This window comes from Collinsella aerofaciens (genome assembly GCF_039752985.1).
Classification (GTDB): domain Bacteria; phylum Actinomycetota; class Coriobacteriia; order Coriobacteriales; family Coriobacteriaceae; genus Collinsella; species Collinsella aerofaciens_BT.
This window is the reverse complement of the sequence record NZ_JBDMHA010000011.1, coordinates 1-13,570: the sequence shown is the minus strand read 5'-3', so window position 1 is coordinate 13,570 and position 13,570 is coordinate 1. Positions and strand designations below refer to the sequence as shown.

Here is a 13,570-nt window from a genome sequence, read left to right as displayed (position 1 = left end):
GGAAGGATGGCCCTATGTTTATCGGAAGAACGGCGGAAATGTCCGAGCTCAATCGACTGTATGGCACGGGCTCCTTTGAGATGCCTGTGATTTACGGCCGCCGTCGCGTGGGCAAAACGCGTCTTATCACAGAGTTTATCCAAGGCAAGAAGGCTATTTACTTTCAAGCTCGTCGCACCAATGCAGAGGCAAACCTGCATGGCTTTAGCCAGGCGATACTTGCGGGCTCCGTTGGTGTTGCTGGCGTGTCGTTTCGTAGTTTTGACGAGGCGTTCGATGCATTGGCTACCATGGCTCGTACGGAACGTTTGATTGTCGTGATCGACGAGTATCCTTATCTCGCCCAATCGAATCCCGAGATCAGCTCGTTGCTGCAAGACAAGATCGATCACTTGTACAAAGAGACCAAGCTTATGCTTATCCTGTGCGGGTCGTCGCTTTCGTTTATGGAAGAGCAGGTGTTGGGCTACGAGAGTCCGCTATACGGTAGGCGTACGGCCCAGTTTAAGATCATGCCGCTCGATTTTATGACGACCCTCGGCCTGTGGCAGAGCATGGGTCGCGAAGACGCTGCAGTTTGCTATGGCATGACGGGTGGCATTCCTGCATATATCGAGAAAGTCGATCCTGCCGCACCGCTCAAGGACAACATCAAACGTCTTTTTCTTACTCCTACGGGCTATCTCTTTGAGGAGCCGAGTAACCTGCTATTGCAGGAGTGCCGCAATCCCGAGCAATATGATGCGATCGTGCAAGCAATTGCCCAGGGGCGCTCGAAGATCTCGGAGATTGCGAGCTCTACGGGAATCCCTGCGAGCAACGTAAAGAGCTATGTGGATAAGCTGGCGTCGCTTGGGATTGTCGAGCGCGAGCTGCCCCTAAACGAGACGAGCAATAAGCGAGCCGTGTATCTGCTGAGCGACCAGATGTTTAGGTTCTGGTACAAGTTTGTTCCGCAGAACATCGGGCTGATTCAAAACGATATGGCCGAGATGGCGTATGAGCGCATTGAGCCGCACGTATCGGATTATATGGGTACGGTCTTTGAGATTATATGCAGACAATACGTGTACGAACTCGCGCGGGCGGGCCAGCTTGATGTGGTTCCGGCAAGCGTTGGGCGCTGGTGGGGGACGGATAATCGCACGCATACGCAGGAAGAAATCGACTTGATTGTTGACGATGGCGAGGGCACTGCGCTGTTTGCGGAATGCAAATGGCGCAATGAACCGGTGGGCGAAGACGTGCTGCAAAAGCTCGTGCATCGAAGCGAGCTCTTTAGGCGGCAGCACAAAAGCTATGCGATCTTCTCGAAGCGAGGCTTTACGCAAGGATGTCAGGAAGCTGCGGCGAGCAGGGGAGATGCCAAGCTGATTTCGTTTGCCGAGATGTGCGAGCGGAGATAACCAAGCACGCTCTGATGTGATGCTCGGAATGGGTCGCGCTAAGGATGCCAAGCGTAAAACCTTCAATGAAAATGGCGTAAAAACTACATCTGTCATGGCGTAAAAACTACATTGAAAGTAGCGTAAAATCAGCATTGAGAATGGCGTAATTTCGCATATCGCGTGATAGAGAGGGACGGCCGTCTATGGATGCACCAAAGAGATTGACCCAAAAGGGATATAGGCCCCGGCTCATAGAGGAGCGCCTCGACACCCTTATGCGGGCGTTTGGCTGTGTGGAGATCAACGGCCCCAAATGGTGCGGCAAGACCTGGACGGCGCTCTCTCGCTCGGCGAGCGTCTCCAGGCTCGATGAGCCTGCGCAGCGTGCGGCGGCAGAGGTCGACCCAAGCCTGGCGCTCATCGGCGATGCGCCACACCTGGTCGATGAATGGCAGGAGGTGCTCGAGGTTTGGGATGCCGCCCGGCGTTTCGTGGACGCGAGCGGCAACGAACGGGGGACACTTTTGCTCACGGGCTCGACCGCGCTCAAAAGCGAGGAGCGCAGCCATGTTCGTCATTCCGGCACGGGTAGGATCGCCCGTCTGTCAATGCGCCCCATGGCCCTGTGTGAGTCGGGCGACGGCGAGCCGCTCGTGTCACTGGCAAGCCTCTTTAAGGGCGAGGATTTTGCCCCTCAGCGTCGCGAGAGCACGGTGGATGACGTCGCCCGCTGGTGCTGCAGGGGCGGTTGGCCTGCAAATCTTGGGCTTTCGGAAGATCTTGCGCGAGAGACGGCAAGCCAGTACGTGCACTCGGTGCTCGACGTCAACGTGCTGGACGAGGGCATGTCGCCCGAGCTTGCACACGGCCTTTTGCGAGCTCTTGCCATGAACGAGAGCCAGGCTGTCACGTACAAGACGCTCGTAAAGGACGCCTCGTACGGTGAGGCGGGCCCCGACGAGAGGACCATCGCTGCGTACTTGGACCTCTTCAACAGGCTCAAGCTGACCGAGGACCTGTGCGGATGGGAGCCGCCCATGCGCTCGAAGGCCCGCGTTCGCGTGCGCCCCAAGCGCTACTTCTGTGACCCGTCACTTGCGGCGGCGTTGCTGGGGGCTACCCCTGAGCGGCTGCTTGGCGATATGCAAACGCTGGGGATGCTCTTTGAGAATCTCGTCCTGCGCGACGTGCGCGTGTTCCTTTCCACCTACGGCGGTGTCGACAACAGTGTCCATTATTTCCGAGATGAGAAGGGCCTTGAGGTCGATCTGATCGTTGAGCACGACGGGCGCTGGGGAGCCATCGAGGTCAAGCTGAGTGATGCGAAAGCAGACGATGGAGCGAGAAATCTCAAGGCGCTGGAGAGGAAAGTGCTCTCCAATCCTGCCGCCCAGAATGCCGCGCCGGCGTTTTTGGCGGTCGTGGTTGGAAAGGGGAGCATTGCCTACACACGCGACGACGGCGTGGCGGTGATTCCCATGGCGGCACTTGGGGCGTAGTGGTTTTGCGGGCGTGCCGTGCTTCCTTTACCGAAAATCCATTTGGTAAACCAGATGCTCGCGGATAGAATAAAGTTGACGGCAGCCCAAGGGTGATAGCTGGGCAGCGCCGTTGCTTGGTCAAGAGGTCAGTGCCTTAATGGCAGCGACTTGTTATGCTTCGAATGCTGCTTGAGTGCCTCGGAAAGTTCGATAAGCGCCGTGAAGAGCGAGACCAAAGCAACCAAGAGCTCTACGAGCTCTGATGGGCCCGGGATGACCGCTGATTCAAGTCACCGGGCCTAAATCTTTTTCATGCATTTGAATAGAGCGGGCAACTCTCTTGGGGCCGTCTGCATGGCGTGTGCCTGGCGCATGGTATTGCGCCCAGCTTTCATGTCCGCGCGGCCACCTATCCTTACGGCAATGTAGCCGCTTATGTAACAAGCGGCAAGCAACGGAGAAAGGCCCTAACCGTGTCAGCTGAAAAGACGCCGTGTATCTCGGCTATCGATACGACGAACTTTGCGTGCCAGATTGTGCTGGACTTTGAGTTTGCGCCGGTGCCAAAGCAGCGCCAGCGCCGTGGGCTGCGCAACGAGATTATCGAGGTCGGCGCCGTCAAGCTCGACTATCACGGCAACGTTATGGGCGAGTTTTCGCAGTGTGTGCAGACGGAATTTACCGAAGGCGTTGCGTTCCCTGTCCGCGAGCTTACGGGGATATCGGCCGTGGACACCGCGATGGCCGATCCGCTCTACGTGGTGATCAAAAGGCTCTGCGATTGGATCGGTCGCTACTCCGCCCAGATAGTTTGCTGGAGCGGGGCGGATCGTCGACAGCTTTTGACCGAGTGCCAGGCAAAGCACATTGATCTTTCCGCATTTCCTACGGACTGGGCCGACCTGCAGGCGTTTTACACCTCGATCATGGACGTGGGCAGCCACGGGTGCGTCTCTTTGAGTGACGCGGCGACGTGGCTTGGCATCGAGTTCGACGAGCCGACGGGTCACGCCCACAGCGCCCTTGCCGATGCGCGCGTGACCGCCAAGCTGCTCAAGCAGGTGATGGACGGGGACTACCGCGTGAGCCCGCGCGCCCAGGAAGTCCGCCAGCGGTGGGGGATGGGCGAGCGAGCTCAGACGCGCCTTTCTAGCAAGTGCCCCGAGCTGGGCGACCTGCTGCTGAAGCTGAAGGCGGCGGGAAGGTAGGGGCGTTAGCTGTCTGCATGGCGCGTGCCTGTCGCGTATCGTTACTCTTCCTGCTGCTTGGCAGGCAAGATGTAGACGTTCTCGGCGTCCACGGCGATCTGCGCGGGGCGGTTGTAGAGGGTGTCGATCTCCTTTACGCTCTGCTTGAACGGCGTGACGTCGGGCGTCTTTGCCTGATGGAGCTTTTCGAGGAGTTTCTCGGATTGCTTGTCGTTGAACTTTCCGATGCTCTCTCCTGCGCCTTCGAGCGCCTCGTCGATGAGTGTATGGTCGCCCACGGGGGTCTTTGCGATGGCGTGACCGAGCAATTTGCCCGCGGACGCGATACCGCCCAGCAGTGCCGCATCGACGGTGTCGACAGCCCCCGCTTCGAGTGCGTTGTAGCAGTCGGTGTAGAGCTCGCGGTACGCGATCGAATCAGCCTCGATTTTCGCAGTGGCGTCCGCGAGCTTTGCGGGCTCGAAGTTCTGGGCGAGCATGGGTTCGAGGAACAGCGAGAACGCGTGGATGTAGGTGGCGAGCTGGCAGTCTTTGAGGTAGTCGAGCACCTTGTCGAGGCGTCTGCCCAAGCCGTCTCGCACCTCGATGAACCCTTTCTTTTTCAGATCCGCCTGTGCCTGCGAGCGGAAGAGTTCCATGTCCTGCGCGGACGACTGCTTGATGTCGAGCACCTTCATATGGGCGTTTGCCATGTAGGTGGCGTTGCCGTAGTTGAGGCCGTAACCGTTGAGGATGTCTGCGAGCGTCTTGAGGTTGCCACGCATGTTGGCCTTGTCGCGCTGACGCATGTACTCGAACATTTCGTCGACGGACTCCTGGATGGAGTCGAGCTTTTGGTTTATCTGCGCGATTGCGGCTGCCATGAATAGCGATGTTGGATCGTAAGGCACCTGCGTGACGCTCGTGGCGATGTCGCCCTCGACTACGTGGAAGCGCGCCTGCCCAAGGCCCTTGGCGGCGTCGCGGTAGCCCCCTGTGAGACCGCTGCCGTCCTTGAACGTGTTGAGTTTCGACGGATCGAGCGGGCTACCATATTTGTCAGTCGCCTGGAGCAGCGTGGGCACACTCACCGTGTTGGTGACGGTGCGAAACATCGAGCGGAGCGAGGCGAACGCCACGCCGAGTTGGGGAATTCGCTCGAGCGGTAGCTTGATGGCGCCGGAGACGTCCACCCGCTTCTGAGTGAGCGCGAGGTGGATTTTGGTCGATGCGAGCTGTTTTGCCACGAGCTCCTCTCGGCCGTCGTTCGCCGAGGGTTTGGTCTCGTTGTCTGCCATAGCGCGCTCCTTGCTTACGTTGATAGTCGTGGGCATTATCTCATCGCCTGGTGGCTTGCTAGAGCGGGGTAGAGGCCGAGCGTCTGGCGAAACTCGTTAACTGATTGCATTTCAGCGGATTGGGTTGATTATAAGAGAAGGACGGCTATCCATCTGCCCTTCCCAGTTGAGTTCGCTTTGAGCTACTGTTCGTGCCTATGCTGCTTGGGCTCAAGCCTTCTCGCTGCCGTGAAGCAGGCCGTGGCCGCCATGGCCAATGCGATGCTGGCCATCCAAGTGGAGTCGCCGGTTGCAGCGAGCTTTGGTTCATCGGCTGTCGTGCGTCCCGACTTTTTTGTAGCCGCCTCGTCGGCGTCCTTTTCAGGAGTGGCAGGATCACTTTTGTTGTCGCCGGGTGAATCTACGTCGGTCTTTCCGCCCGCCTGCTCCCCTTGGGCCTTCCCCTCCACGGTGAAGGACGCATCGGTCGCCGTCCCGTCCTTCCAGACGGCCGTGACGGTGTGTCCGCCGCCGGCGAGCGTGTCCAGGTAGGACGGCCTGAGCTCGATAATCGTGCTGCCCCTGGTTGCGGTGTAGTTCTCGGCGGAGACCTCAGTTCCGTCCACGAGGAGACGCGTGAACTCATCGAGAGGACCGCTGAAGCGGAAGGTCAGACCGGCCTCGCCGTCCTTTGCATACGCCTGCCCGTCGCCCTTGGTGGCGGCATACAGCGGAGCGGTCACGTCGAAGGTGACGTCCCCCGCGTCGTCGACATCAAAGGTCTGAACGCCGGTCTTGCCGTTACGCTCGGCGTAGGCGGAGCTGTAGACGAAGGTCTCGTGGCCCGTCTTGTCGAGGACCGCGAGGGCTTGGATTTCAAACGAGCCCATCGAGAGCGACGTGGGGAACTCGATTTCGATATAGCCCCTTGCCGCATCGTAGCTGCAGCTCAACGTTTTGCGGGTCTTTAAAGAGTTCGGGTCCTCGACATAGCCGGGGTCGCCGAGGATCGGGGAGACAGACCTTACGCCGTCCGCGTCGCCTACATTGCAATAGATACGGAGGATCCCGCCGACGGGGACCCTCTTCGCGGAGATGGAAACGTTCGAGACCGTGGGCGGGTTCCGGTCGATCGCGCTGCCGGTCACCTCGAAGCACAGCTCGCTCGGGTCGCCAACCGAGAAAGTCGCGCCCGAAATGCCGTTGGCCCTGGCGTAGGAACTCTCGTACACATCGGTCTCGAACCCTAGGCCATCGGTGACCGAAAGGCCGATCAGCCTGTGCCTTCCGATCCTATTGCTGTCGAATGTGAGGTCAAACCCGTCGATAGACGAGCCTCCGTGATAATAGGCTGACGAAACAGAGCAGCCGTCGTCCGAATTCTCCCAGCCCTGCCGCAGTATGGGGGAAACGGAGCGAACGCCGTCGGCATCGGAGACGGTCCAAGAGATGTGGAAGTCGGCACCGGTTGCGACCTCCCTGCTCGAGAGCGACACGGAGGACACGGTCGGCGGGTTTTGGTCCTCGGGTCCCTCGGTCACCTCATACTCGAGGGGGTCGGTGGTGAAGGTCGGACAGTCGAGCCCCTTCTCCTCGGCATACGTCGTGTCGTAGACATCGGTAACCCATCCAAGACTATCGGTCACGCCGAGGCCGATGATCCGGTACCTGCAGGGCCGGTCGCTCGGGGAGGTGGAGATATCGAAGCCCGCGGTCGTGTTGCCGGTCGACGAGAAGGCGAGACGGGAACTGATTCCATGGTCTCCGGTATCGTTTTCGACAAGGACTTCGACTATGGGCGTGACGGACCGTACCCCGTCAGGGTCATCGACGCTATAGCCGACATGCAGCGTGGAGCCGGCCGTGACTGTCGTCGCGGATATCGTCACGTTGGAGATGCTGGGCGGGTTCGGGTCCGACGCGGCTAGGGCGGTTGAGGGCAAAGCAAGCGCTACGGTGGCGGACAGCGAGGCGAGCAGGCTAAGCGCGAAGCGCCTGGAGAATTTCAAGGAGGTCATTGGTGGTGCCGATCTTCCATAATTGTTGCAGCGATACCAGTATATCTTTGGCCCATGCTAGCCAGATGTTCTTTCCGCGAACGGCTCGTTAGTTTAGAGACGGCATATGGACGCCTGTCTCGTCCACGTTTCTCGTAAGGGCGATTATAAGGACATGAAGAGACTTTCTCGGAACAATCAATTGGGGATATCAAAGAAATGCTGGACGCCTCCTGATCGCTCAATGCCTTTGAGGTGAAATGCGGCGCATCGGCTACGTTGTTGAGATCATTTATCGAGCGATACGTCATTCCAGCTGAGGCCACCGTCATGAGGCTTCTGTTCCTACACCCCCCCCCGCAATCCCGCGCGCGGCACCCAACAGCGCGTACTCCCTCTCGCTCCACTGGCACAGCTCGGCAGTCTCGACGGCGTCGCGACACAGGTCCAGAAACACCTCAGCTCCCTCGCAGAAGCACTCGCGGGCAAAGTCACCCGAACCGCTTGCGACGCACGTGCCGTCGGCAAACAGCTTCCAGCTAGACAGCTCGCGCGAGTCGTCTCCAAGCAGCTTGATCTGCAGTACGTGCGGGTCGCCGGCGGTGTAGAGCTCTTTCTCGAGCGCCTGCACGGTAAAGCGCATCTGGTGGGGGAGACTGCTCTTGACCATGGCCGAGGCATAGCCGTTCGGCTTGTCCAGAAGATGCATTCGTTTTGGCTTGGCGGCTAGGTTGTGGAAGTTGCGCTCACTGCGCACAGAGAAATTGTCCATACGGACTCCTTTCATCGATGTTGGCAGGGCCACCGTGCCTCTTGGCCGGTTGGCGTCGGGATCGTGGAGCCAACTCTCTACCCCGACTCTGGATAAAACGCGCCCGCTGCTTGCGGGCACGATGGAGTCTATCAGCACGCGCGGACAAAGATCAACCCCGTGCGGCAATGAGCGCACGGGGTTGATCTGGTCTACGACCCTCAATTTTTGGCATTTGTTATTCGTCGTCTCCGTCGTTGGGATCGCCCTTGAGGGTGTTGATGTCCAGGTACTGGTTATCGTCCTCTTTTTGCTGGGTCTCCGACTCCGCTTGGGTGGGGCCGCGGAACAGCTGGAATCCCTCAAACGCAATGACGCCGAGCAGGGCAATGATAATGGCGATAAAGGCAACCTTGACTGCCTGCGGAAATTCCGAGAAACGCAGCGCCTTTTCCTCGGCGTAATAATCGGCGAAGCGCTCTTCGCCCGTGCTTTTGGTATATGCCGGCGCGGACGCGGCCTCCGGGCCATATTCCGGTGCAGGCGTGGCAGCGTACTGATCGTTGAGATAATCGCTCGATGCGGTGCCATAATCCTCGGTCTCGATGCGACCGGTGCCAGCATAGCCATCGGAATAATCGGAATATGCCGCACCGCCCTCATAGTCCGCGGCGCTCGTGTTGGCGGCAAAAAGCGGGTTAACTGGAACATCGAGCGCCGGCATGCCGGTAGAGGTCTCATCCAGATCGGTTGCAGCCCAGGAATCATGGCCAACCTGATGGGCAACGGGCTCATCGAGCCGTGTGACCGGAGGCTTGCGTGCCGCAGGAACGGGCAACTGCTGGGCGCTGTACATAACGGTGCTGTCGGCCGATTTGCCCTGCGTCGCCGCAGCGAGAAATGCCGCCGTCTCGGACGGGTCGCTTGCGGGGCGGGGAGCGGTCGTGGGCGCCGAAGTGGGTGCGGGCGTAGGCGCGGGCGTCGAAACAGGCGACTGCGCAGGAGTCGGCGCAGATGCGGACTTAGGTGCAAGTGCGGGATTGGGGCTTGACGGGCGAGCCCCGCCGCCCATGAGTTCGTCGGCGGTCCACGGGCGATCATCCATCACGTCGTCAAGGCTCAGCGAAAACAGGTCGTCTTCACCCTCATCGAACATGCGGTGCACATGTCCACCAATTGCCGGAATCAATCCGCGACCGGTGCATGATGCCTTGCTCAACGCCATTCTGTTCCATCCTTTCGAAATACTAATGACATCGATTATATGGAACTTCCCAAGCTGCTCGGTCTTGGATTCGTGCTTTCCAGAACTCGCGCCCAAAAGGGGAGGGGCAATCCAGGCGAGCGCTTACTTGTCGCCGGCCGCCGCCTTGGCCTCATTGAGGTAGCTATAGAAGCTGTACTTGGAGATGCCAAAGAACTCGCAGGCGCGCTCGCTCGACTTGGAAATGAGGAAGGCACCGCGACGGTCGAGGTAGCCAATGGCACGAATGCGCTCGTCTTTGGTCATGAGTGCCGCGGGCTTGCCCACAAACTGCTCGCACTCGTGCAGCAGGTCCTCGAGCAGGTCGCCGATGTTCTTGGTAATGGGCTCGGGCTCGGTATAGCCCGTGCCGCCGGTGCCGGTAAAGGCATCGAGCGAACGCTCAAAAGCCTTCATAAGCGTAATGTCAAAGTTGATGCCCAAAATGCCGACGGGCTTGCCCTCGTCGTTGCGGATAAAGATGGTAGAGGACTTGAGCAGCTTGCCATCGGTGGTTTTGGTGAGGTATGGCTCGCGGTCGTGCACGTCGGTGGTGCCCTCGTGCATGGACTCAAACACAATATGGCTGGGGCCGTCACCCAGTTTGCGCCCGCTGACGTGGCCGTTTTCGATCACTACGATGGAGTGGTCCACGTCCTCGGTCTCCAGATCGTGGACGACGACTTCGCAGTTGGGGCCAAATTGGAGCGCCAGACCGTGTGCGAGGCGCTTGTAAAACTCAATCTGTGACGGGGTCATGGGTGCCTTCCTAAAAATTAGTTTGGGCATACTTTGCCATAAACCACACCTGTTCGCAAATAACGAAAGCGTTGCTGCGTTATGTAACCGTTCGTCGGCGAAAAGGTACCGATTACGGCAACAAACAATTTGTTAGGTTTGCCAATCAAAAAGTGTGATAGAACAGTGCTAACAAACTTTTTGTTTGGCATCCACATAAAAGTTCAGTCGCATGAATGGGAATGGGCTGAAACGCGTATGCGGGGGCCGGCAAGAGAGGACTTAAGGAGTTCACCGTATGGCCGATAAGATCCAGTGGGCGGGCAACACGATGCCCAAGAGCGATGACAAGCACTTGGGAATCATGAGCCTCGACCACGTGAAGAAGGCCCGTGCCTTCCACCAGTCGTTCCCCCAGTACACCGTCACTCCGCTTGCCCGCCTGGACGGCCAGGCCGCGCGCCTGGGCCTGTCCAACCTGTGCGTTAAGGACGAGAGCTATCGCTTTGGCCTCAACGCCTTTAAGGTCCTGGGCGGCTCGTTTGCCATGGCCAACTACATTGCCGACGAGACCGGCAAGGACGTTGCCGAGTGCACCTTCGATTACCTGACCTCCGATCAGCTTGCCAAGGACTTTGGCCAGGCCACCTTCTTTACCGCCACCGACGGCAACCATGGCCGCGGCGTGGCATGGGCTGCCAACAAGCTCGGCCAGAAGGCCGTCGTGCACATGCCCAAGGGTTCCACCAAGCCCCGCTTCGATAACATCGCCGCCGAGGGCGCCACGGTGACCATCGAAGAGGTCAACTACGACGAGTGCGTGCGCATGGCCGCCGCCGAGGCCGACGCCTGCGAGCGCGGCGTCATCGTTCAGGACACCGCCTGGGAGGGCTACGAGAAGATCCCGTCCTGGATCATGGAGGGTTACGGCACCATGGCTTCTGAGGCTGCCGAGCAGCTGCGCGAGATGGCCATCAACCGCCCGACGCACGTGTTTGTCCAGGCTGGCGTGGGTTCGCTCGCCGGCGCCGTGGTGGGCTACTTCACCAATCTGTATCCCGATAACCCGCCCACCTTTGTCGTGGTCGAGTGCGCTCCTGCCGCCTGCCTGTACAAGGGCGCTGCCGCCGGCGACGGCGACCCGCGCATCGTGGACGGCGACATGCCCTCCATCATGGCCGGCCTGTGCTGCGGCGAGCCCAACATCCTGGGCTGGGATATCCTGCGCAACCACGTCACTGCCTTTGTGTCCTGCCCCGACTGGGTCACCGCTCGCGGCATGCGCACCCTGGGCGCCCCCGAGAAGGGCGACCCGCGCGTCATTTCCGGCGAGTCCGGCGCGGTGACCACCGGCCTGGTCGAGACCCTCATGCTCGATCCCGAGTACGCCGAGCTCAAGGAGCTCATCGGCCTGGACAAGACGAGCTCCGTGCTCTGCTTCTCCACCGAGGGCGACACGGATCCGGATCAGTACCGTCGCATCGTCTGGGAAGGCGAATACCCCACTTGCTAATCGTTGGGGCGGAGTAAATAGGTATCGCTCCGCCACCTCACAGGTAGATTCCTTCGTTTGAAAGGTTATGAACAATGGCTAAAGAACTCGATTTCGACGCTATCAAGGCTGCTGCTGAGTCTCATCGTGCTGATATGACTCGCTTCCTGCGCGCTATGATCTCGCATCCCTCTGAGTCTTGCGAGGAGGGCGAGGTTGTCGCCTGCATCAAGGCCGAGATGGAGAGCCTTGGCTATGACGAGGTCAAGGTCGACGGCCTGGGCAACGTTATGGGCTTTATGGGCGAGGGCGACAAGATCATCGCCATCGACTCCCACATCGACACCGTCGGCATCGGCAACATCGATAACTGGGATGCCGATCCCTATGAGGGCTACGAGACCGACGAGATCATCTACGGCCGCGGCGGCTCCGACCAGGAGGGTGGCATGGCTTCTGCTACCTACGCTGCCAAGATGATGAAGGACATGGGCCTCATCCCCGAGGGCTACAAGATCATGGTCGTCGGCACCGTCCAGGAAGAGGACTGCGACGGCATGTGCTGGCAGTACATCTACAACAAGGACGGCATTAAGCCCGAGTTCGTCATTTCCACCGAGCCTACCGACGGCGGCATCTATCGCGGTCACCGCGGCCGCATGGAGATCCGCGTCGACGTTCACGGCACCTCCTGCCACGGCTCCGCTCCCGACCGCGGCGACAACGCCATCTACAAGATGGCCGACATCATCGCCGACGTCCGCGCCCTCAACAACAACGGCTGCGACGAGTCGACCGACATCAAGGGCCTCGTCAAGATGCTCGACCCCAAGTACAACCCCGAGCACTTCGAGGACGCCCGCTTCCTGGGCCGCGGCACCTGCACCGTCAGCCAGATCTTCTACACCAGCCCCAGCCGCTGCGCTGTCGCTGACTCCTGCGCCATCTCCATCGACCGTCGCATGACCGCTGGTGAGACCTGGGAGTCCTGCCTGGACGAGATCCGCAACCTGCCGGCCGCCAAGAAGTACGGCGACGACGTGAAGGTCTCTATGTACATGTACGACCGTCCGTCCTGGACCGGCGAGGTCTACGAGACCGAGGCTTACTTCCCCACGTGGATCAACAAGGAGACCGCTCCGCACGTCAAGGCCCTCGTCGACGCCCACAAGGCCATGTTCGGTGACGAGCGCATCGGCTGCGAGCCCAGCATGGACAAGCGCACCGGTCGCCCGCTGTGCGACAAGTGGACCTTCTCCACGAACTGCGTTTCCATCCAGGGCCGCTACGGCATCCCCTGCGTGGGCTTTGGCCCGGGTGCCGAGTCTCAGGCTCACGCTCCCAACGAGGTCACCTACAAGGACGACCTGGTCACCGCTGCCGCCATGTATGTGGCTGCCCTGAACCTCTACGATCCGAGTCAGGCCGATGGCGATGCCACCGTGTTCCGCGCCGGTCTGACCAACAACAAGATCGATTAGTCCCATTCTTCGATCCTGTTGAGCCGGGGGCCGTTCGTGTCCCCGGCACCCCCTGTTGACTTGGGGCCCGCGGTCGTTATCTCCCATGCTTCCTCAACGGTGGCGGGTCCTCGTCATGGTGCTCTGCATGTTCTGCCACACGCGCATGCCGGAGCACATCTACTCATTGCGATCGTTTCATCTTTAGAAAGGACATTTCCATGGACGCTAAGTTTACCGAGCTCGTCGAGCAGCTGAACGGCCTCGATTTTAAGGGTATGTACGGCAGCGATTTCCTGCACACTTGGGACAAGACCACCGATGAGCTCAAGGCTCTCTACATCGTCGCCGACGCCCTGCGCGAGCTGCGTGAGAACAACGTTTCGTCCAAGATTTTCGACTCCGGTCTTGCCGTCTCCCTGTTCCGCGACAACTCCACCCGTACGCGCTTCTCCTTCTCTAAGGCCGCCAACCTGCTCGGCCTTGAGCTGCAGGACCTGGACGAGAAGAAGTCCCAGATCGCCCACGGCGAGACCGTCCGCGAGACCGCTACCAT

At 59.7% G+C, this 13,570-nt stretch carries 10 protein-coding genes, 1 pseudogene and 1 riboswitch; of the genes and pseudogenes, 6 read left to right on the top strand and 5 right to left on the bottom strand.

Annotated features, from left to right (window positions below):
- The first annotated feature begins 14 nt into the window (after positions 1–14).
- The 3 genes from ABHR76_RS02535 to ABHR76_RS02525 all read left to right on the top strand — a co-directional run bounded on the left by ABHR76_RS02535 (position 15) and on the right by ABHR76_RS02525 (position 4,077).
- Complete coding sequence (locus ABHR76_RS02535; RefSeq protein WP_226802701.1) at positions 15–1,406, top strand: ATP-binding protein; 1,392 nt, start codon at positions 15–17, stop codon at positions 1,404–1,406.
- Between the two features lie 275 nt (positions 1,407–1,681).
- Complete coding sequence (locus tag ABHR76_RS02530) at positions 1,682–2,887, top strand: ATP-binding protein (protein WP_346976722.1); 1,206 nt, start codon at positions 1,682–1,684, stop codon at positions 2,885–2,887.
- Positions 2,888–3,342: 455 nt separating this feature from the next.
- On the top strand, positions 3,343–4,077 hold the full coding sequence (locus ABHR76_RS02525; protein ID WP_346976721.1) for a 3'-5' exonuclease: 735 nt from the start codon (positions 3,343–3,345) through the stop codon (positions 4,075–4,077).
- Positions 4,078–4,118: 41 nt separating this feature from the next.
- Here ABHR76_RS02525 and ABHR76_RS02520 read toward each other — a convergent pair whose 3' ends face one another.
- The 5 genes from ABHR76_RS02520 to ABHR76_RS02500 all read right to left on the bottom strand — a co-directional run bounded on the left by ABHR76_RS02520 (position 4,119) and on the right by ABHR76_RS02500 (position 10,083).
- Positions 4,119–5,354 carry a hypothetical protein gene (locus ABHR76_RS02520; RefSeq protein ID WP_196025278.1) on the bottom strand — a complete coding sequence of 412 codons (1,236 nt, stop codon included), beginning with the start codon at positions 5,352–5,354 and terminating at the stop codon, positions 4,119–4,121.
- A gap of 182 nt (positions 5,355–5,536) precedes the next feature.
- The gene (locus ABHR76_RS02515) at positions 5,537–7,351 is read right to left on the bottom strand and encodes a hypothetical protein (RefSeq protein ID WP_196025277.1); all 1,815 of its coding nucleotides are present in this window, start codon (positions 7,349–7,351) and stop codon (positions 5,537–5,539) included.
- Positions 7,352–7,658: 307 nt separating this feature from the next.
- Complete coding sequence (locus ABHR76_RS02510; RefSeq protein WP_346976720.1) at positions 7,659–8,102, bottom strand: nucleoside-specific channel-forming Tsx family protein; 444 nt, start codon at positions 8,100–8,102, stop codon at positions 7,659–7,661.
- Positions 8,103–8,110: 8 nt separating this feature from the next.
- A riboswitch (SAM riboswitch) is annotated at positions 8,111–8,201 on the bottom strand.
- Between the two features lie 118 nt (positions 8,202–8,319).
- Positions 8,320–9,306 (bottom strand): hypothetical protein, encoded by a 987-nt coding sequence (locus tag ABHR76_RS02505; protein WP_346964935.1) that lies wholly within the window; start codon positions 9,304–9,306, stop codon positions 8,320–8,322.
- Between the two features lie 123 nt (positions 9,307–9,429).
- A complete protein-coding gene (locus tag ABHR76_RS02500; protein WP_055310373.1) occupies positions 9,430–10,083 on the bottom strand; it encodes a helix-turn-helix transcriptional regulator in 654 nt (217 codons plus the stop codon).
- Positions 10,084–10,360: 277 nt separating this feature from the next.
- On the opposite strand from ABHR76_RS02500, the gene dpaL reads away from it, so the two are divergent.
- The 3 genes and pseudogenes from dpaL to ABHR76_RS02485 form a co-directional block, all read left to right on the top strand.
- A complete protein-coding gene (gene dpaL / locus ABHR76_RS02495) occupies positions 10,361–11,575 on the top strand; it encodes a diaminopropionate ammonia-lyase (protein WP_346964936.1) in 1,215 nt (404 codons plus the stop codon).
- 74 nt (positions 11,576–11,649) lie between these two features.
- Positions 11,650–13,035, top strand: coding sequence for a YgeY family selenium metabolism-linked hydrolase (locus ABHR76_RS02490; RefSeq protein ID WP_195232234.1), 1,386 nt, complete (start codon positions 11,650–11,652; stop codon positions 13,033–13,035).
- 200 nt (positions 13,036–13,235) lie between these two features.
- Positions 13,236–13,570, top strand: a pseudogene (locus ABHR76_RS02485) (knotted carbamoyltransferase YgeW); the annotation flags it as partial.